The 19,570-nt window shown below is 38.7% G+C and carries 23 protein-coding genes and 1 pseudogene; 17 read left to right on the forward strand and 7 right to left on the reverse strand.

Going from position 1 to position 19,570, the window contains the following annotated elements; all coding sequences use genetic code 11:
• The first annotated feature begins 352 nt into the window (after positions 1–352).
• The 5 genes from rnm to LOC50_RS05835 all read left to right on the forward strand — a co-directional run bounded on the left by rnm (position 353) and on the right by LOC50_RS05835 (position 3,951).
• Positions 353–1,207: an RNase RNM gene (rnm, locus tag LOC50_RS05815; RefSeq protein WP_250653780.1), complete on the forward strand. Its 855-nt coding sequence runs from the start codon at positions 353–355 to the stop codon at positions 1,205–1,207.
• Positions 1,204–1,824: an L-threonylcarbamoyladenylate synthase gene (locus tag LOC50_RS05820; protein WP_013465078.1), complete on the forward strand. Its 621-nt coding sequence runs from the start codon at positions 1,204–1,206 to the stop codon at positions 1,822–1,824. Before rnm ends, LOC50_RS05820 begins: the two co-directional genes overlap by 4 nt.
• Before the next feature lie 2 nt (positions 1,825–1,826).
• Entirely contained in the window at positions 1,827–2,657 is an 831-nt protein-coding gene (locus LOC50_RS05825; RefSeq protein ID WP_250653781.1) for a segregation and condensation protein A, read from the forward strand.
• Between the two features lie 159 nt (positions 2,658–2,816).
• Positions 2,817–3,368 carry a cytochrome b gene (locus LOC50_RS05830; RefSeq protein ID WP_024603087.1) on the forward strand — a complete coding sequence of 184 codons (552 nt, stop codon included), beginning with the start codon at positions 2,817–2,819 and terminating at the stop codon, positions 3,366–3,368.
• 1 nt (position 3,369) lies between these two features.
• Positions 3,370–3,951: a YceI family protein gene (locus LOC50_RS05835; protein ID WP_036982490.1), complete on the forward strand. Its 582-nt coding sequence runs from the start codon at positions 3,370–3,372 to the stop codon at positions 3,949–3,951.
• A 50-nt stretch (positions 3,952–4,001) separates the two neighbouring features.
• Here LOC50_RS05835 and LOC50_RS05840 read toward each other — a convergent pair whose 3' ends face one another.
• Both LOC50_RS05840 and LOC50_RS05845 read right to left on the reverse strand, forming a co-directional pair.
• Entirely contained in the window at positions 4,002–4,835 is an 834-nt protein-coding gene (locus tag LOC50_RS05840) for a transporter substrate-binding domain-containing protein (RefSeq protein WP_250653782.1), read from the reverse strand.
• Positions 4,836–4,957: 122 nt separating this feature from the next.
• A complete protein-coding gene (locus LOC50_RS05845; protein WP_007375427.1) occupies positions 4,958–5,125 on the reverse strand; it encodes a hypothetical protein in 168 nt (55 codons plus the stop codon).
• Positions 5,126–5,538: 413 nt separating this feature from the next.
• On the opposite strand from LOC50_RS05845, the gene LOC50_RS05850 reads away from it, so the two are divergent.
• The 3 genes from LOC50_RS05850 (at position 5,539) to icd (ending at position 8,517) form a co-directional block, all read left to right on the forward strand.
• Positions 5,539–5,946, forward strand: coding sequence for a hypothetical protein (locus LOC50_RS05850; protein ID WP_250653783.1), 408 nt, complete (start codon positions 5,539–5,541; stop codon positions 5,944–5,946).
• A gap of 19 nt (positions 5,947–5,965) precedes the next feature.
• Positions 5,966–6,430: a hypothetical protein gene (locus LOC50_RS05855; RefSeq protein WP_250653784.1), complete on the forward strand. Its 465-nt coding sequence runs from the start codon at positions 5,966–5,968 to the stop codon at positions 6,428–6,430.
• An 836-nt stretch (positions 6,431–7,266) separates the two neighbouring features.
• The gene (gene icd / locus LOC50_RS05865) at positions 7,267–8,517 is read left to right on the forward strand and encodes an NADP-dependent isocitrate dehydrogenase (protein WP_036982494.1); all 1,251 of its coding nucleotides are present in this window, start codon (positions 7,267–7,269) and stop codon (positions 8,515–8,517) included.
• An 11-nt stretch (positions 8,518–8,528) separates the two neighbouring features.
• Here icd and LOC50_RS05870 read toward each other — a convergent pair whose 3' ends face one another.
• Together LOC50_RS05870 and LOC50_RS05875 are read right to left on the reverse strand one after the other, a co-directional pair.
• Positions 8,529–8,975, reverse strand: coding sequence for a hypothetical protein (locus LOC50_RS05870; RefSeq protein ID WP_036982496.1), 447 nt, complete (start codon positions 8,973–8,975; stop codon positions 8,529–8,531).
• A 109-nt stretch (positions 8,976–9,084) separates the two neighbouring features.
• A complete protein-coding gene (locus tag LOC50_RS05875; RefSeq protein ID WP_036982498.1) occupies positions 9,085–10,032 on the reverse strand; it encodes a LysR family transcriptional regulator in 948 nt (315 codons plus the stop codon).
• Between the two features lie 117 nt (positions 10,033–10,149).
• On the opposite strand from LOC50_RS05875, the gene aceK reads away from it, so the two are divergent.
• The 4 genes from aceK to lepB all read left to right on the forward strand — a co-directional run bounded on the left by aceK (position 10,150) and on the right by lepB (position 14,682).
• Positions 10,150–11,931 carry a bifunctional isocitrate dehydrogenase kinase/phosphatase gene (gene aceK, locus LOC50_RS05880; protein ID WP_250653785.1) on the forward strand — a complete coding sequence of 594 codons (1,782 nt, stop codon included), beginning with the start codon at positions 10,150–10,152 and terminating at the stop codon, positions 11,929–11,931.
• 406 nt (positions 11,932–12,337) lie between these two features.
• Entirely contained in the window at positions 12,338–13,300 is a 963-nt protein-coding gene (locus LOC50_RS05885; protein WP_250653786.1) for a zinc-binding dehydrogenase, read from the forward strand.
• A gap of 86 nt (positions 13,301–13,386) precedes the next feature.
• Entirely contained in the window at positions 13,387–13,641 is a 255-nt protein-coding gene (locus tag LOC50_RS05890) for a DUF2999 family protein (protein WP_250653787.1), read from the forward strand.
• A gap of 450 nt (positions 13,642–14,091) precedes the next feature.
• Complete coding sequence (gene lepB, locus LOC50_RS05895; protein ID WP_250653911.1) at positions 14,092–14,682, forward strand: signal peptidase I; 591 nt, start codon at positions 14,092–14,094, stop codon at positions 14,680–14,682.
• A gap of 73 nt (positions 14,683–14,755) precedes the next feature.
• Here the strand turns inward: lepB and LOC50_RS05900 are convergent, their stop codons facing one another.
• Both LOC50_RS05900 and LOC50_RS05905 read right to left on the reverse strand, forming a co-directional pair.
• Positions 14,756–15,469 carry a flagellar brake domain-containing protein gene (locus LOC50_RS05900; RefSeq protein ID WP_250653788.1) on the reverse strand — a complete coding sequence of 238 codons (714 nt, stop codon included), beginning with the start codon at positions 15,467–15,469 and terminating at the stop codon, positions 14,756–14,758.
• Between the two features lie 155 nt (positions 15,470–15,624).
• Positions 15,625–16,114 (reverse strand): annotated as a pseudogene (locus LOC50_RS05905) (fasciclin domain-containing protein).
• Between the two features lie 318 nt (positions 16,115–16,432).
• On the opposite strand from LOC50_RS05905, the gene LOC50_RS05910 reads away from it, so the two are divergent.
• From LOC50_RS05910 to LOC50_RS05920, 3 genes are all read left to right on the forward strand, one after another.
• A complete protein-coding gene (locus LOC50_RS05910; protein WP_250653789.1) occupies positions 16,433–16,888 on the forward strand; it encodes a GlcG/HbpS family heme-binding protein in 456 nt (151 codons plus the stop codon).
• Positions 16,889–17,055: 167 nt separating this feature from the next.
• Positions 17,056–17,202 carry a hypothetical protein gene (locus LOC50_RS05915; RefSeq protein WP_250653790.1) on the forward strand — a complete coding sequence of 49 codons (147 nt, stop codon included), beginning with the start codon at positions 17,056–17,058 and terminating at the stop codon, positions 17,200–17,202.
• A 106-nt stretch (positions 17,203–17,308) separates the two neighbouring features.
• Positions 17,309–17,830 (forward strand): DUF2937 family protein, encoded by a 522-nt coding sequence (locus LOC50_RS05920; RefSeq protein ID WP_214551966.1) that lies wholly within the window; start codon positions 17,309–17,311, stop codon positions 17,828–17,830.
• A 14-nt stretch (positions 17,831–17,844) separates the two neighbouring features.
• Here LOC50_RS05920 and LOC50_RS05925 read toward each other — a convergent pair whose 3' ends face one another.
• Positions 17,845–18,234, reverse strand: coding sequence for a Tll0287-like domain-containing protein (locus LOC50_RS05925; RefSeq protein ID WP_350309915.1), 390 nt, complete (start codon positions 18,232–18,234; stop codon positions 17,845–17,847).
• A 290-nt stretch (positions 18,235–18,524) separates the two neighbouring features.
• Here LOC50_RS05925 and LOC50_RS05930 point away from each other — a divergent pair, with 290 nt between their 5' ends.
• Positions 18,525–18,698, forward strand: coding sequence for a hypothetical protein (locus LOC50_RS05930; protein WP_167378568.1), 174 nt, complete (start codon positions 18,525–18,527; stop codon positions 18,696–18,698).
• A gap of 224 nt (positions 18,699–18,922) precedes the next feature.
• The gene (locus LOC50_RS05935) at positions 18,923–19,564 is read left to right on the forward strand and encodes a hypothetical protein (RefSeq protein WP_250653791.1); all 642 of its coding nucleotides are present in this window, start codon (positions 18,923–18,925) and stop codon (positions 19,562–19,564) included.
• Positions 19,565–19,570 lie beyond the last annotated feature (6 nt).

The raw sequence follows: 19,570 nt of genomic DNA on the forward strand, positions 1-19,570 counted from the left end.
CGCTATGCCAGGCGCCACCACCAATGATGTGTAAGAGTGTTTACGTTATTCATGTTTTTAATTCCTGTTAATTTTGTATTGCAAAATTTAGTTATAAAAAAACCCGCATGGTAGCGGGTTAGAATTTTTTGTTTAGACACGACAATTCATCACCCTTGATTTTAAGAGTGCCACCACCAAATGATGTTGTGAATTGTATTTTTCATTGTTGTTAATTCTTTAATGTCTAAAAGTGGCTACAGTAAAACGTATCAACTGCTTTTGTGTCAAGTGTTTATTTAAAACAATTTAGTTAAAAAACTTGTTATACTGAGTAAAACACCGTTAAACCCTAAATTTAAGTAGTTTTCATTTGATAAAATACGACCTACATAGCCACACCACGCACTCAGACGGCCATTTAACCGTTGAGGAATTATTAGCGCGAGCAGTCGACAAAAATATTGATGTATTTGCTATTACCGATCACGATACGGTGGCTGCTATTGAACCTGCACAGGCTTTTATCAAACGTGAAAACTTGCCGCTTAGACTTATTAATGGGGTTGAAATATCAACCAAGTGGGAAAGTTTTGAAATTCATATTGTTGGACTAAATATTGATACCAACGATAGTACCTTGCATACATTACTGAGCGAGCAGCAGCAAAAACGCGAAACCCGCGCAATAGAGATTGGCCATCGACTAAATAAAAACGGATTCGATGGTATTTACCAACAAGCTCGCGAGCTGGCCGAAAATGCACAAATTACTCGCGCTCACTTTGCCAGAGCATTGATTGAGCGTGGTGTAGCTAAAAATTTTCCTGGGGTATTTAAAAAGTATTTAGGGCGAGGTAAAACCGGTTACGTGCCAAGTAATTGGTGTAATATGCAAACAGCCATTGCGGCGATTCATGCCGCAGGTGGGGTGGCCGTTTTAGCGCACCCAAGTAGCTATAAAATGTCGAACAAGTGGCTACGTAAATTGTTAGTGGAATTTAAATCAGTAGGCGGAGATGCAATGGAAGTTGCGCAGCCGCAGCAGGCGCCAAGTGAACGTCAGTTTTTAGGGCTATTGAGCCAAGAATACGAGCTACTTTGCTCACAAGGCTCTGATTTTCATTTTCCGACTAGCTATTTAGAACTTGGAAAAAATTTATACTTACCTAAAGATTGCCAAGGGGTTTGGCAAACATGGGAAAAGCACGAAGGAGTTGCATTATGAGTCAATTATTTCATATACATCCAGATAATCCACAGCCTAGATTAATTTCTCAAGCTGTTGATATTATTAAACAAGGCGGCGTAGTTGTGTATCCTACAGATTCAGGATACGCGATAGGCTGTAATTTAGGTAATAAGCAAGCTAAAGAGCGCATTGAACGTATTCGTGGTATTGAAAAACATCACAATTTTACTTTGGTATGCCGTGATTTATCTGAGCTGTCTACTTATGCGCGTGTTGATAACCAAATGTTTAGGCTTATTAAAAATAATACCCCAGGGCCTTACACGTTTATTTTTAAAGGTACAAAAGAAGTGCCTAAGCGGTTATTAAACGACAAGAAAAAAACCATAGGCATACGTGTTATAGAGCACCCAATAGCGTGTGCTTTATTAGCTGAGCTGGGTGAGCCCTTAATGTCGTGCTCACTTATTTTACCGGGCGAAGAGTTTACTCAAGCTGATCCCGATGACATTTTAGAGCGCCTTGATAAACATGTGGACTTAATTATTCATGGTGGGTATTTACCTGAGCAGGCGACCACAGTGATTGATTTATCAGAAGATGATATTCAAATTCTTCGTGTTGGTTGCGGTGATACAACGCCATTTGAATAACAATGAAACAGTCTGAGACGCTATCATCAACGCCAACACCTGATATGCCAGTGCAGCAAAAGCTCCCTCTGGCTTTTTTACATGGTAAAGCCGTTGTTGATAAACCCGAAGATTTATATATCCCGCCTGATGCGCTTGAAGTTATTTTAGAAACCTTTGAAGGGCCTTTGGATTTGCTGCTTTATCTAATTAAAAAGCATAAGCTAGATGTTCTTGAGTTGTCTATTTTTAGCATTACTGAGCAGTATGTAAAATATGTAGAAATGATGAGCGAGTTCCAGCTAGAACTCGCGGGTGAATATTTAGTAATGGCGGCATTGCTGGCCCAAATTAAATCTAGGCTGTTACTGCCTGTTCATGAAGAGTTAGAAGAAGAAGACGATCCCCGCGCCGAACTTATAAAACGCTTACAAGAGTACGAACAATTTAAAAAAGCGGCCGAAAATATAGACAGCCTACCTCGTGTTGGCCGCGATATCTTTATAGCGCAGGCAAGCGTGCCAGAACTAGCAGAAAAAAACCAGCCATTACCTGAACTGGCAATTAAAGATTTATTGTTAGCGCTAAGCGATGTCATGGCGCGTGCAAAAACATTCGAGCATCATTTAATTAGCGCTGAAAGCCTTTCAACGCGTGAACGTATGAGCTTGATTTTAAATACCTTATCCCAATCAAAAGCGCCTGTTGCGTTTACTCAACTATTTACCTTTGAAGAGGGACGCAGTGGGGTTGTTGTTAGTTTTATCGCTATGTTAGAACTAATAAAAGAGGGCCTGATTGCCTGCTTACAGGTTGAACCTGATAGCCAGATATACGTGTCTCTTAACGAGTAAGCCGCTAGCTAATTCCTTCTCAACGTTATTTGCAATTATACTAACCTTATACCATTTACTGTGCGTATATGCACGATAAGTGTTTACATATGCTATTTTAATCACCACTTAATCATTATATCGTAGTGTTATTACTAAATAAGAGATTGGCAGTAGGGAATGTTTAAAAACTCAAAAACCAGCTATGGCGTGGTGGCTATATTTTTACACTGGCTAATGGCGCTGACCGTGTTTGGTCTGTTTGGTTTAGGTTTATATATGGTTGAGCTGACTTATTATGATAGTTGGTATAAAGGATCATTAGACCTACACAAAAGCATTGGCCTTAGCTTAGCAGCGGTTTTTGTTTTTAGGCTGTTATGGCGACACTTTAGTGTTAAACCAAGTCCGATTGGCAGTAACAAGCAGTTAAATCAATTAGCCCAAACAGCACATATTTTAATGTATCTGTTTTTACTGATCATTATGGTGTCAGGGTATTTAATTTCGACGGCTGATGGACGACCCATAGAAGTATTTGGCTTTTTTTATGTAAAAGCTATCGACTTTGCGTTTGATTCTCAGGCTGATATAGCTGGGCAAATCCATTTCTATAGCGCATGCTTATTAATTGGATTTGTAGTATTGCACGTGTTAGGTGCGCTAAAACATCACTTTATCGATAAAGATAAAACATTAATTAGAATGATCACATTACAAAAGGATGATTAAAATGAAAAAATTATTTTTAACTTCAGCGTTATCAGCAGCGATGTTTATGACAGCGACCACTGCGAATGCCGCAGATTATGTTATTGACACAAAAGGTGCGCATGCTTTTGTAAACTTTAAGATTAAACATTTAGGCTATAGCTGGCTGCACGGGCGTTTTAATTCCTTTGACGGCAAATTTAACTACGATGCTAAAAATCCAAATGCGTCTCAAATTAGTGTAAATATTGATACGGCAAGCTTAGATTCAAATCACGCAGAACGTGATAAACACTTACGTGGTAGTGACTTTTTAAATGTAAGCAAATACCCACAGGCAAGCTTTAAGAGTACAGCGATTAAGTTTGACGAAGACGGTGAAGAAGCCACAGTAACCGGTGACTTTACTCTACACGGTGTTACGAAGACAATTACCTTTGAAATAGATAAAATTGGTGAAGGTAAAGATCCATGGGGTGGTTACCGTGTTGGTTTTGAAGGAGAAACTAGCTTAAAACTGGCCGACTACGGTATTGACTATAACTTAGGCCCAGCATCTACCCATGTTGATATTGGTTTATTTATTGAAGGTATTCGCCAGTAAGACTATTTTAAAAAAGCTAAGCGCTAATTAGTAACACGCTTAGCTTTTTATTATTGTAAATGCGCTTCTAATTTGGGTTTGAAATGACTTGGTAACCACCGAGTTAATATCTGTTTATAGTCTTCAGTCTGCTTAATCAGTTTGAGTTGTTGATTAAGCGTAGCAATATCCTCTGCACCTTGCTCGTTTTTAGTACAGCCAATGTAACCGTAACTTATTTCTGGTGCTTCAGTGAGCACCCGCTGGGTTAAATTATCAGTAAAGCCCATTGTTTTTGCTAAATAATAATGTTCACTTGGGTAACCTAATAAAATATCAATTCTTTTAAGGTTAAGCATATATGTTAACGTACTGAGGGTATCGCGGGTTGGCCGAATGACCAGATTTATACCGGGTGTGGTGTTGATTATTTTATCAATTTCACTGCCATAGGAGCGATTCATAGATACACCTAAGGTAAGCTTTTTATTAACTAATAAATTGGTTAATGACACCGGTTTTGTGTCTTCAATCTCAAGCGCACTACTTAGCTTGGTATGCATGGCAATTGATGGCGAAAGCCCTGCTGTAGAGCTTTGATGTGTGAAATAAACACGCTCTTCGCGGTATTTATTCTTATAGAGCGACAAAGCACAGGCATTAGACTGCAGGTTTGCGAGTTCCTGAATCACTTTACCTGAGGGGATGATCACTTTTTCAAAGGTAATATGCGGCAGCTGCTGTTCTAAAAGCGAAATAATACTTTCGTCACGACCTTGGGATTTATTCGGCCCGCTTATAATGTAGTAGGGCGCAAAATCATGTGTTAACCATTTTATTGTTCTGGCATTACACTTTGTGCTTAAAAATACACAGACTAACAGTATTAACCACGAAAACCGCATTGGCACTACAACGAATAAATAAACAAGGATTTAAGTGTAGTCAATAATACACCAAAAAGTAAAATGCCAGCTTCACGCTGGCATTTAGATTTATTTATAAGTGTTTAATTTATCAATGATAATTAGCTGGCTTTGAGCCACTTTACAAATTGACGTGCATCACTTGCTTTTTGAAACAATGCATTTTTCAAACCTTGTGTATCGCTAAAGATTACACGATGTTTGTTAACCGAAATTGATTGCACTGGATGTGCTATTTGGATCATAGATCCGTTATATTTGTATGACATAATAAAACTCACTTTATTTTTGTTATTTATTCTGGGCTTTTTCTTAAAGCACATTACAGATGATAAATAATCACATTGTGTTTAGCTTCATTACAGTGTTGACGATCTTTATGACACTTTTACGATGATATTAAAAATAAATCATCAAGGTATTAATAGGGGTTCTCGCCGTACAATAACTTAGCTTTTGAATATACGTTTTGCGGGGCTTACTGGATCAGGGTAAAGAGGTTAACCGCTAGGGCTTTTTATAGCCAAGCAGCGATACTACTTCACAAAATTTTACTTTGCAAGCAATTTATTAAAATACTTTGAATCGAGTGGAATTCACATATAGCCATAAATATTAATTTGCAAAGGTCAACAGACCCGAATATATCTGACTATACTCAGTTTTTAACTGAGGGGGTCAAATGAGCTCACTATCTACGCCATATCAACATTTTTTATCTAATCCAATAGCAAAGCCGCCTTGTCGTATGCACATTGCGACTATGTATGGTTTTTTTGCTGAGATAGAATTAGCTAAATCACAAAGATATATTGATTCAACGCTAAACGTAGGCGTTAAAGGGAATATTCGTTTTAAAATACTTGGCGAGTTTGCACTTATTACATTTACAGATATTGAAAAAATAGTCTCAATGACACCGCCTTTCGATCAGCATTGTTGGATGCAAGAAACAGATATTATCATCTGGTTGCCTATCGCTAAAGTTGAAGATGAGGATATAACCTACCTATATTTGTATCCTGCATTTATCTGCGTTAATAACATTTATGCACTCATTAATGGTCGCGAAACGTGGGGCTATAATTAAATACTTATGTGATTACATTATGCCCGAGTGTGTAACTGAGCTTTCGAATTTTTCACTATCTTTAGAATGCATTGATCATTTTTCGACTGAATCAAAGCTACAAATGCATGAGCTATTTACAATTACAATAAATTCTCAGGGGCAGGAAAATGATTTTTTCTCTGTCCTAGATGATTTTGGTGAGCAAGTAGCAAATTTGTTTTCTCGTAAACAGTTAGGCATTGATTTGTCATTATTAAAGCAGCTATTGAGTGGGTTTGTTAATCCACAAATGGATCAAATATTGTTTAAGCAATTTCTCGATGGCAGTAGTGATTCAGCGGTATACCAAAGCGTAATGCACTCACCCTCTATGATTAAAAAAATACATCATTTTAAATTTTTGAAACCTGAGTTTACTTCACATCTTAATAAATTAGATAGTTTCCCCCTTGCCGATATGTTTGGTCTGAAGTTAGGTAGTCAAACGCTGCACTGTATTTAACTGAGCAGCGTGATTGGCAACAGCATCGAACTATTACTGTATACCAACAAGATTGGCGTTTAGGTGGTAAAGGCGCAAGTGGTCGTAATGCGGCTCGTGGGCAGCGTATTGAAGAGCATGGCTTACATGTTTGGTTTGGTGCTTATGTAAATAGTTTTAAAACAATAGAAACGGTTTACACTAAGTTACAACGCCCAGTCGATTCACTTTTATCTACATGGCAACAAGCATTAAAGCCGCATAGTTTTATAGCACTAGAAGAATATATTAATGATCAATGGCAAACATGGCCAATAGATTTCCTCTTATTACCTGGAAATTCTGCGGAGGGTAGTTTAGATATTACGCCATGGGACTTTATCAAAATGACCCTAGCTTGGCTAAAAAAGTGGATACTTGATTTACAATTAGTCGCAAAAAAAGCCAATAAAAATAAAAACTGAGCACAAAAAAATCTCGTGATCAGTCTTTATTACGCCATGTACATCAACAAATTGCGGACTTGGATTTGTTATTGCGGTTATACAAAGCCAATATATTTTTAATAAATACTTATTTGCCTATTACAAATAATCTCATTTAGCAGGTTAATTTTATAATTATCAGGTGGTTAAAATTAATCTGCACTTATGCTCTACTCAGTAATGTTCTATTTGGTCGGGTGTTAAATAAAATGTCTGATGCCATCTTGATTAAAAAATCGTTCCCTCATTTTTACTAATAGTGAATACCGTGCAGTTATTCGCTGCGGTGATATCAATTATAAAAATGCAATTACAGACACCTATTAACTAACATGCTTTAATGGAAAGAGGATGCTTTTCTAGGTGTTAACAATGCAATATCAACATATTACTGTGCCAGAATATGGTGAAAATATACTTATTGATGAACAAGGACAGTGGCATATACCCGAACACCCTATTATTGCTTATATTGATGGTGATGGCGTTGGGCTGGACGTGATGCCAGTGATGCGAAAAGTAGTGGATGCCGCCATAGAGCATAGTTATGGCGCAAGACGCAAAATTCATTGGATGCAAGTTTACAATGGTGAGCAAGCTGCCAAGCTTTATGACGGTGATTGGTTCCCTCAAGAAACGATTAATGCAGTACGAGAGTGTAAAATCGCGATTAAAGGCCCTTTAACCACACCGCTTGGAGGCGGGTTTCGCTCGCTCAATGTCGCGCTTCGTCATGAAATGGATTTGTATGTAAATATGCGAACCATTAAAGGATTTAGCGCATTACCGTCACCCTTAAAAAACCCATTTACCACGCATATTACTGTGCTGCGTGATAGCAGTGAAGATGTGTACTCAGGAATTGAGTGGCAAGCGGGCAGTGTTGAAAGTGAAAAAATGCTCGATTTTTTATGTGAAGAAATGGGCGTAACACGGCTTCGTTTTACCCAAGAATGTGGTTTAGGAATTAAAAATATCTCTAAAGAGGGATCAGAGCGATTAATACGCTATGCAATTAATTATGCACTAAAAAATAATAGTGAATCACTCACTTTAGTTCACAAAGGTAATGTACTTAAGTTTACCGATGGCGCATTTAAGCGTTGGGGATTTGCACTGGCCAAACGTGAATATGCTGCCGTTGAGCATCAAAACGGGCGCTGGCTTGAAATACAACGTGCTGATTTACCGCCGCTGGTTATTAAAGAAGTAATTGCCGATAATATGCTTCAGCAGTGTTTAATGGATCCTGCTCAATTTGATGTGGTGGCCACCACTAATCAAAACGGAGACTTTTTGGCCGATATGCTCAGTGCACAAGTCGGTGGAGTAGGGATTATGCCAGCGGCAAACTTAAATACCGAAGTTGCGTTTTTTGAACCCACACATGGTACATTTGAGCGCATAGCAGGGCAAGATAAGGCAAATCCGAGCAGTAGCTTATTGAGTGCGGTGTTAATGCTTAAGTTTATGGGATGGAGTGAGGCTGCTTGTTTAATTGAAAACGCGCTTGAAAGCACATTTGCCAGTGGACAGGTTACATTTGATTTAGCTCAATCAAATCATAACTCGACAACCTTAAGTTGCAAACAATTTGCCAACAAGGTTATCGAGCACTTTTAAAGGGCAGCATTTTACGCTGCAGAGGCGTTAGCTGTTTGCTTGCGATGAACGCATGGACGCTCTGTCAGCTCTGCAGCTCTGTGGTAAAGTTTATGGGCGCTTGGCTCATCACAGAGTGTGCCACTAAGCGTATCCATTAAAGCAACCACAATAATTGCAGGCACTTGGCAACAGTATTCATCTAGAACCGCTGCGGTTGTTTGTGCATCTACATGACAATGTGGATGACTTTTACGTTGATATGCATTTAATAAAGTATTCACGTCGAGAATGTCGTTTTCTTGGTGTTTTGTTTTACGACATGTACACCCAAACTCATCAACTAACGTAGCTAACGCTTGGTAAACGTGTTGCGTTTGAAGTGTTGTTTTACGACACAATTGTTGTTCAATGAATTGATGTAAATTTGCATCAATGAATAATCCGTCTTGTTGTGTGAAGCTTGCTGATGTTTGCATAATTATTACTCTTAGTTTGTTGGCTTAACTTCACTGTAGCGCTAAGTGTAATATTAATGAAATTGTTGTTTTCAATAACTGATATTGATTTTATCAATATTTTAATTCTTTACCTATCAATCACTGTATTTGCAAACGCCAACAACTCGCGTCTAAGCCATTGGTGCGCTGGTGTATGGTGTAACAACGGGCTCCATATCATTTTTACTTCTATGGGGACGATTTGAAATGGCACAGGGCTAATCACTAAATTAGTATGGCTAGTTAAAAGCTTTGCTTGACGACGCGGAAGGGTTGCAATGAGTTGCTCAGATTGACACAGTAAACTGGCAATCATGTAATGACGAGTAAACACTCTTATTTTACGTGTTTGTTCTAATTGCCATAATGCCTCATCGACCCAGCCTAATTTTTGTTTACCTGATTTATTGGTTACAGCGGGTTCGGGGCCCCAGCCGGCTCGATTAACCCAAATATGTTCACTTTTTAAGTATTGGTCTAAGTTTGCATCGTTTAAAAATGGATTATGTGGATGGGTTAAACAACAGTAGTTATCTCGCCATACAGTAGCTTGATGAAAAGAGCGCGGCAGACCATTAAAACGGTTTATTGCCAAATCGATAGTGCCTTTTTCCATATCCTGTAGGTTCACGTCGCTGGGGCTAAGTACATCGAAGTCAATGCCCGGATTTTTAGCTAGCTGCTCGCAAATAAAGGGGGCAATTAGCGTCGATTCTAAATAATCGTTTGCCATAATACGAAACGTCACGTGGGCGGTAGCCGGATTAAACTGCTCACTTGGTTGCGTGATCTCTTCTGCCATTTTTAACAGCGCTTCAATTTCGGGCTTAAGGGCAAGGGCTTTAGCTGTTGGGGTCATGGAGCCCGCAGCTCGTACCAGCAAAGGATCGTCAAATAAATCTCTTAGACGTTTTAACGCATTGCTCATAGCTGGTTGTGTTAATGCGAGTTTATTGGCCGCTTTAGACACACTTTTTTCATCAATTAATACATTTAAATAGACGAGTAGGTTGAGATCGACATTTCTTATATTCATATGATCAATTTTATTTATTTGCTGTATTAATTATCTAAATTAAAGCGTGCTTGCTAAGGTGTAAACCTCTAATAAAAAATAATCAGCATAATTGCTAAAAATAGAAGCGCCTATACTATGCCTAGCACGTCGTTAACGTCTACCCACAATCCTATACAAGTACTCATAGCCACTAAGTTAGCACGCGCTGTATTTGCTGGCTTTGAAGCTATGTTTGCACAGTTTTTAAATATTACTTTAGGGGCACAAAGTCGCTTTGAACAACGCCAATATCATGAGGTGCAAGCGGCAATGCGAGCGCGCTTGCAAGTATATGAGCGTCAAGTAAAGCAGGTGAGTGAGGCCGTTAAAGTGATTGCCTATGATGAATTAAACTGTCCGCAAACATGGCAACGTGCAAAAAATATTTATGGCGAAATGGTTAAAGAGCATGAAAACCAGCCAATTGCACATACGTTTTTTAATTCTACTTTTGGCGCTATTTGGGATAATAAAAAAATTCGTACGGTGCATTTATTTGTCTTAAAAGCAAAGTACCGTGGGCAACCACGTTCTTATGAAGGATTAGTGAGTCGTATTTCCTTAAAAGAAGGGTTTGATAGCGCAGTTAAAACCTTAGTTAATGAACAAGTGTTTAGAGTGCCATTTAAAAGTTTAAACGAAGACTTAGCTAAACTACAAGCAACGTTAACCCAAGGGGCGCAGCAACAATGCCGACAAGTGTATGAGCTAATAAGTTTAAATGACGGCTATATTGAGTACGCTAACTCACACTTTTACCGAAATAAAGCGTGTTATGTAATAGGACGATGTATTGCTAAAAATGGCGATAATATGCCCTTTGCAATTGCCATTTTAAATACCCCAGACGGGCTTACAATTGATGCTGTAATGATGGGCGCTGATCAGCTGAGCTTGTTATTTGGCTTTGCGCGCACGTACTTTATGGTAGATACCGACCAACCTGCACGGTATGTAGATTACTTAAGTGTGTTAATGCCTCACAAACAACGGTTTGAATTGTTTAATGCGATTGGTTTTATTAAACATGCGAAAACAGAATTTTATCGCTATAAGGTGGACACGACTAAAAGTAGCCCCGAGCAATTTAAATATCATTTAGCACCAGGTACACCAGGTATGGTGATGCTTGTTTTTACAATTGATGGCCTAGACTATGTGTACAAAGTAATAAAAGATAAGTTTAGTGCGCCAAAAACGGCGACAAAACAGCAGGTAAAAGATAAGTATAACTTTGTAAAACAGGCTGATAGAGTAGGGCGATTAGTTGATACTCATGAATTTAGATACCTAGCCTTTGATTTAAGTCGTTTTAGTGATGAACTGCTTACTGAAATGAAAAAACACATTGGTAATAGCTTAATTATTTCGGGCAAAGCGTTAATACTCAAACATGTCTATGTTGAGCGAAAAATGACACCGCTTAATTTATATATCGGTCAATGTACCAGTAAATCACTGCAGCAGGTGATGGTTGACTATGGTAAAGCGATAAAAGAGCTTGCCAGTGCAAATATTTTTGCCGGTGACATGCTAATGAAAAACTTTGGCGTGACACGTTGGGGGCGAGTGGTATTTTATGATTACGATGAAATTTGCCCTCTTACTGATTGTAATTTTAGAGAAGTGCCAAATACTGACAACGCGTTAGAGGAATTAAGCTCACATTCTTATTTTGATATAGACCAAAATGATATATTCCCGAGTCAATTTAAGGTGTTTTTTAGTGCCAGTAGCAGTGCCTTTAGCCATTTTAATCATTATCATAGTGATTTATTTACGGCAAAGTACTGGCAAATGACTCAGCAAGGTATTGAGCAAGGTCAGCTTCCTGATGTGTATCCTTATAAACAGAGCTGGCGCTTTAATAATTTATAGTTTTGTTTATCTTTCATAGTTAAATTCGAAGTTGTGTTTTTAGGCAAGGCTTCCCCTGCAATTGCTGATAACGCAGCATAAATGCAGAACATGCACTGCCCAACGAGTTTGGCCTAAATTGAACAAAGGTTAGTCCACAAGGGCCAATAAACTGATTAAATCAGCGCTAAATTTTTGTACTTTTTTGTACTTAAGGCGCTGTTAACTCCAAAAGGAGTATTATGAGGTTTATATTAGTTGGCTTCGCTTTTTTGTCAGGCTTTGTGTTTGCCAGTGCCAAAACCCCGAGGTTACATCAATAAAATTACTAACCGCTACACACTTTAATTATATTACACAGAAAATAACGAGTTAGTTGAAGCCGAAGTATGGCGAAAATCAAATAGAATAAAATACGAGGAGATTTATGCAGTACATTTCACATCAAGATCAGCAGTTAGCGTTTGAACAAACCGACAAGCCGAAGATTAGCAGTAATGAAGTATTGGTAAAAGTAGCAGTGATTGGCGTTAACCGCGCCGATTGTATGCAGCGCCAAGGTAAGTATCCTGCTCCTGAAGGGGATAGCCCTATACTAGGACTCGAATGTGCAGGTACCGTGTGTGAGCTTGGCAGTGAGGTAGACCCTAAATGGCAAGATAAGCGTATTTTTACTCTATGTGCCGGTGGTGCGTACAGTGAATATGTCGCGGTAGATGCGCAGCAATTAATGGAATTGCCAGATAATATTTCTATGGCACAAGGTGCTGCTATTAGTGAAGTGTATTTAACTGCCTTTGGCGCACTCTTTGAGTTAGGAAAACTACAATCAGGGCAAACGGCGCTTATTCATGCTGGTGCCAGTGGCGTAGGCGGAGCGGCTATTCAAATGGCAAAAAGTGCCGGTGCACAGGTGGTAATAACAGCAGGGTCTGATGAAAAATGTGAACACGCTAAAGGCTTGGGTGCTGACCATGTGATTAATTATAAAACCACTGATTTTGTTGAATATATGAAGGCACATAACTTAAGTGCAAACGTCATAGTCGATCCGGTTTCTGGCCGCTATTTGAATAAAAATGCCAAAGTGGCCGCAATGGATTGTCAGATTGTGATGCTCGCATTTTTAGATAGTCGCTTTGCCGAAGTCGATTTTGCACGCTTATTACAAAAGCGCATTTCGTTTCATGCCTCCACATTGCGTAATCGCAGTATTGCGTTTAAACGCGCGTTAAAAGATGCATTTGTAGCGCGCTTTTATGATGATATTGCCAATCAAAAGTATGACTTTAATATTTATAAAACCATGCCATGGCAACAAGCTAGTGAGGCACATGCCATTTTAGAGGGTAATGAAAACTCAGGTAAAGTTGTATTGTTGGTAGAGTGAAACAAGTAATGCCACAGGGATTAATATTGTTAATCCCTGTATGAGGCCATATACTTTAACAAACTATTTCGATTTTAAGGTTAATAATGAATCCAATTATTGCAATATTAATAGAGCACAATGTCAGCGATGAAAAAGTAGCTGCATTATTTGAAGCATTTACCCAAAACCCAATGATGGCTATGGCTTTAGTACAAGAGCTGGGCATACCACCTGAAAAACTGCAGCAATTGATGGCGGTAGTAATGACCCAACCTCATTTAATTAAAGAAGCAACGGATGAATTAGGTTTAGATTTTGCAAAAGTACAAGAAGCGAAAGACAAGTTAAACCAGCAGTAAACTATCTTTAGAGACATGTTTTATGCATGTCTCTATCCCTAAACATGTTTTGTTACACACTCATTTGAACGGCTCTGCATTTATACAATTAAATTAAATACTTAACCTATAGCAGAGACAAAACATGAAGCGACTTTATAAATTTTGGAAAAATAACCGTTCTTAAGGGCCTGTTAACCTTTCAAGGTTGAATTTGCAGTAGTCTGTTTGGTATTTAAGCAAGGCAGAGCCTATGTGGTGTGGTTATTCCCCATAAATAGGCGATAACGTAGCATCAATGCCAAACAGGCATTGCACAAAGGGTTCTTCCAAGGGGCGATTAACTCTTTGTTACTCGGTTTTTACTTAGCCCAGAAGGTTACAAACCTCGCGCCGCGATTAAATCGCCCCTTGTTTGAACAAATTCCAATCCGCAAAGGTCAACAGGCCCCTATTGTTTTTATTATTTTAATGAGCGTGCTTCGTAGTGCCGTCGCCGATTGGTACGAAGTACCAACAGGTTCAATGAAACCGACTATTGAAGAAGGCGACCGAATCCTTACCGATAAAATGGCGTATGATTTACGTATTCCATTTACGCATGTATCCCTGTTAAGACTGGCAGAACCAAAAACCGGCGATATTATTGTATTTGATTCTAAGGTGGCTGGTAACCGTTTAATAAAACGCGTTATTGGCACACCAGGTGATACAATTTCATTTCAAAACAACGAATTGACCATTAATGGTGAGAAAGTAAGTTATAGCACTTTAAACAAGAGCATTCAGTGGCTAGATAAAACTGAGCACTTAAAGGGGCATGCTCATACCATACGGCTTACCAAATCGGCAGCAAGCTTAGTGCAGTTTTCGGCAACATCGATAGCAGCAGATCATTATCTTGTTATGGGTGATAACCGCGATAACAGTGCGGACTCACGGGTTATTGGATTAATTACACGTGATGAGTTGCTTGGTCGGGCAGAGCGTGTGATTGTCTCGCTTGATTATGATGATTACTACTTGCCAAGAAGTGACCGATTTTTGAAGCGTTTAGAATAAAAAACTTACTATTATAATGGCTAAGCAAGATTGGTTAGCCATTGCTGTTTTGCAGGTAGGATTATTTAAGGCATTAATCAATATCAATCGAGTAAGCTTCTAATAGCTTGTTAAGCTTAACTTGCTCTGAAGCATCAAACTCTATACCAACGCTAAGGCGGTTACCTTTCATTTGGTTATTCCTAATGTAAGACGTAATAATAACAGGCTCGTTGTCTAATGGAGAAAGTATATGCACAAAAACTTGACGTTTTTTTAGTGCAACAAATCCAGAGCTTACGTGAATAGCAAAGCGACAACCACTCGGAGAAATATCAATAATTAAACCGTGCAATAAGCTTTTACTATCAGCATCAATATCGCTTTTATGTAAACTAATTTTAGCCGGAATGTGTGTAGGCAACCTGCTAGTTTCACGTAATTGTCGGCTTTCAATTTTTTTAGGGTAAGCTAAATAAATTAATCGTTCTGGGCGAAATGAAATCGCTAATATGCTGGTTGAAAAAGCAATACATTCGCCCCGTTCGTCTTCAATGATATAACGTACAATAGCCCCATTACCTTCAACTAAAATGTCGCTGTAATCATTTTTACCTGCTTGAGCAGGGTATTTTAATATTAAATATTTACCGGTGTCGTAGCCGATTAAAGTGAGTTTAAAGCGAACCTGAATGGGATTGTTAAATTGTATATCAATCATCTTTCCCGGGAGTAAATCGAGGAAAAACTTCTTTTGATCTTCAGTTGGCTTATCTTCAACAGTAGTATTATTTTTATTTGTTTCCACGAACACTTTCTCAATATTAACAGATGCTTAATTATCTTTTAATATAGTGTAAAAATCACTAGTATAAAAGAGGGCATTTAGTAAAAGAAATCGATATTTTGTGCTTATAATAGTGAGCGGAGTTAGTATTTTACTCCGCTGTTGAGATTAGGTTGTTACTCTTTTGGCAACAAAACAGTATCAATGACATGAATCACGTCGTTGCTGGCTTTTACATCTGCCATTACTACGTTGGCACTGTTGATCATGACAGAGCCATCATTGGTGGTTACATTCACAGACTAGCCTTGCACTGTCTAATTTTACAACGTCTGCTGCCATTACTTTACCTGATACCACATGGTAGGTAAGAATTGCAGTTAACTTGTCTTTATTTTAGCTCTTAAGAAGGTTTTCAACGGTACCTGCTGGTAGCTTAGCAAATGCTTCATCAGTTGGCGCAAATACAGTAAAAGGGCCATCTCCTTTTAACGTATCAACGAGGCCTGCCGCTTTGACAGCTGCAACGAGTGTTGAAAAAGAACCATTGGCAGCAGCTACATCAACGATATCTTTTTTCATACCATGGTGATCGGCATGAGCTGCTGAAGATAGGGTTAAACTTGCTAATACAAAAGTCAGAACAGACGCTATTTTCTTAAACATGTTACTTTCCTTTAAATTGATTAGTTGTCGGTTAAATATTGCGCAGGGTTGCTAGCTTACGATCATTTTTTAAAAAAGGGTGGGTCATTGCTTTATCCCAATAAAGGTATTTAATAAAAAGCAAAGCCAGCTATTAACCCTCCTCGTGAAAGCTTTTATGAGTAAACACGGTCTGTTTATTTTCAATTTTTTATATCCAGTTCAGCGATATAACATCATTAATTAACAATAGGAAATAAACCATGAAAAAAATGGGCTGTTTTTACAGCGCTCATTGCATCACTTTCTTCATTAGCGTCTGTTGCTGGACAAACTGAAATGCAGATAAATACTCATAATCAACAGCTTGAAAATGTGGCTATGGTGGCACAATTAACGGGTGAAATGGCACAGCGTATAGTCAATGCAGCGTCTGCAGCGGCGCACAAAGACAATTTAGCTGTATCAATAACCGTTGTGGATGCATCTGGGCAAACGCTGGCGGTACTTCGCGATCATCGTGCCGGTGTTCATACTATTCGTGCCAGTTATAAAAAAGCCTATACCGCCAATTCGCAAAAGCGTAAAACCGCAGTTATAGCAAAAGGCATAAAAGAGGGCACTATTCCAGCAGACCTTCGTTATTTAGGTGAAAACATTTTAATATTGGATGGCGGGGTGCCTATTTATATAAACGATACTGTGGTGGGGGCTGTGGGAGTTGGCGGTGCTCATGGCAGTGAGGATGTACCTGTTGCAAAAGCAGGGATCAAAGCGTTATGGTTAGCGCAGTAGAAAAACAGCTCACGTTACTAAATATCCCCAAAAGTGATAGTAAAGGAGTTTACAGATTATGAACGAGACTGATTTAGCGCACTTAAAACGCACCGTAGCACTAGCTAAAGAGGCGTTAGAAGCAGGAGATGAACCGTTTGGCTCTGTGCTTGTTGATGCTAATGGGTATGTCTAGTGAAATGCACGTTGCTACAGCACCGGTCAATCCTTTGCCTATTGAGGCTATTTCTCCCAATACGGCGGTTTATGGTCCAGTACCGGCACTTGCAGAGCAAGTTCATGCTTTGCACCGCCAATTTCACCAAGCAAGGTAACTAAAAAAGCAGCGAGCTGTCCTTTTATAATTCAATTAGTAAATAATGAGTGCATGTTATTATTACCTGTACTCATTTTTAAATCAGAGCTGCAAAAGGCATAACTATGATTGTTAAGATGTTTGATAAACTACTATTTGCTTGCGCTTTTATTGTTTCATTGCAACTACCGCAGTTGAGTGATCATTACCAACAACATTTAGCGGGCTTATACCATGCAACAAAATGGCAAGTCGACGGCTATGCAAAAACGGCCAAGCAATATAACTTTTCTAGCACGCAAGCGATGATAAACCGCCACTTAGCTAACGCTGAACCTAGCGTTAGAGCCGATGCAAATCAAAAACAGCAAACATTACTGCAATTTGCCGATTTAAAAAAAGGGATGGCTATTTTTGAACAAGGTAATTTAGTGCAAAAAATGCTGTATATGTTCTCCCCTGAGCGCGTTGACAGATTACAAAGTACACTTGATAACTTTAAGTTAGGTATCCCTTTAACCGCAAGTGCAGTGTTGTTTGCATTGGTATTAGCTATTTTATTAAATCAATTACTTATGCTGCCACATACTTTATATGTTTGGCGTAAAAAGCGTATTGCATCCGATGCAGTAAAATTTAATAGCTGATCGTCAATGAGTTATCATTGGTGATTTTCACTGTCCTTTTTAACAACAAATGCGCCACGAATGTCACCCAATTTAAAATCAGTTGCCTGATCATTAGGGTATAAAGTCGCTATTTTTTTAGAAACAGTGGGGTCAACCTGACTGCCATGACACGCTAAACATGCTTTTTGAGTAGGAATCGCTTTTACAAAATACCAGCCATCCGGTCTTTGCTCTTGATATTCTATGCTTGCTACCGGCTCGCCATTGAGCTTACGTTGTTCAAAGTTTAATAAAACATTTTTGAGCCATGCATCGGGTTGATTATCTGAGTTACGAGTTTTCAAAGCACTACGGCTAATTTGCCAAGGACTATTGCTATGTTGTGAAGCGATAGCGGGTGCAGCTGTATTACATACACTTATTGCCGCTAGTGGGGCCGCTTTGTTTCATAGTACTAACCAGTACCTGTTTTAAATCACTTGAAAATGCCTTAATGGTTTGTCGTGCCTCGTCGGTATTGTTAGCAAAAGCAGCGGATGAAAGAAATAAACTGGAAAAAAGCAAAATAATGCGCATAATACACCTCTAAATATTAGAATATTCTAATATACAGGGTGTCAGGTGTTTTTCAAGTAAATCGTTTAGCGTTTAAGCACTTTTTTTACTTAAGGCACCGCGCCTAAAATCGATAAACAGTTTCAAGAGAAAAGATATGCACAATAAGCACGGTGAGAGTAAAATAATAAACCAACAAAATAACCATGATGCTGGTGGACTTAATGCACAAGATCCATTAGCCGCTATTAAAGCAATTCGACTTGAACAGTTGGCGCAATGTCGGCTAAAAATACAAAAAGAAATGCAGCATATGCAAAACAAAAAATAGCCTTGGACGATAAAAACTTGTTAAGTTAACGTTATTAATTTTAAAGGTTGGATAGTGCAATTAATCCGTTATCTATAAAACATCCGCATCAAATTATTACTTTTATAGCTTGGCTGTGCGCTTTAGCTGTGATGTTAATAGGGCTACTTGCGCCTGAAAATAAACGTGTTTTAATGCTGTTGACTCTGAGTTCGCTCTGCTTACTTATGTTTAATAGTGTAACGATGTCAGCTTGGGTATTTAAACGTTTTAAAGAGCAACAATTACGCTTTATTGCTCTTTTAGGCAGTGGCGCTTTTATGTTGTGTATCGCGGGTGATGTGGTTAATTTTAATTTACCTCAACACTATTATCGCTATAGTACCTTGATAAAACATGATTACTTAGTTGATTCAATCTTATTTTTTGCACCTGGTTACAGCCTTTTATTTATAGCCTGTGTGTTAGCTTTTAATCTAAAACGCCGGGTGTCGCTTATAAAAAGTGCACTTTTTTTTGTTGTTGTGCTGGTGCTAAGTAGTGCGTCGCTCTCTACTATGTATCTTGAGGGGGCAGGAGATACTATTTTAGCTATGACAGGGGTTTATAGCTTAGTGATAACGGCTGTTGGGCTTATGGGTCTGGTATTAGTTGTTGCCTATGGTGGGATTAACGCACCCAAATCAATAGTGTGGGTGAGCTTAGGGCTTTTTCTTGCTGCGTTGGCTGATGCTATTATTGGTGCTTTTTGGATTTATGGTAATCAGGGGCAAGGCTTTTACCCTCAAGTGCGCTATATAAACTGGTTTGTGTATATTAGCTCGCAAAGCTTGGTGATTCACTTAGCAAAAGTTGTTGCGGTAGTACAAAATCTCAATAATGCTTAATTATTT

It is taken from the genome of Pseudoalteromonas sp. SCSIO 43095 (genome assembly GCF_023650455.1).
GTDB classification, from domain to species: domain Bacteria; phylum Pseudomonadota; class Gammaproteobacteria; order Enterobacterales; family Alteromonadaceae; genus Pseudoalteromonas; species Pseudoalteromonas tetraodonis.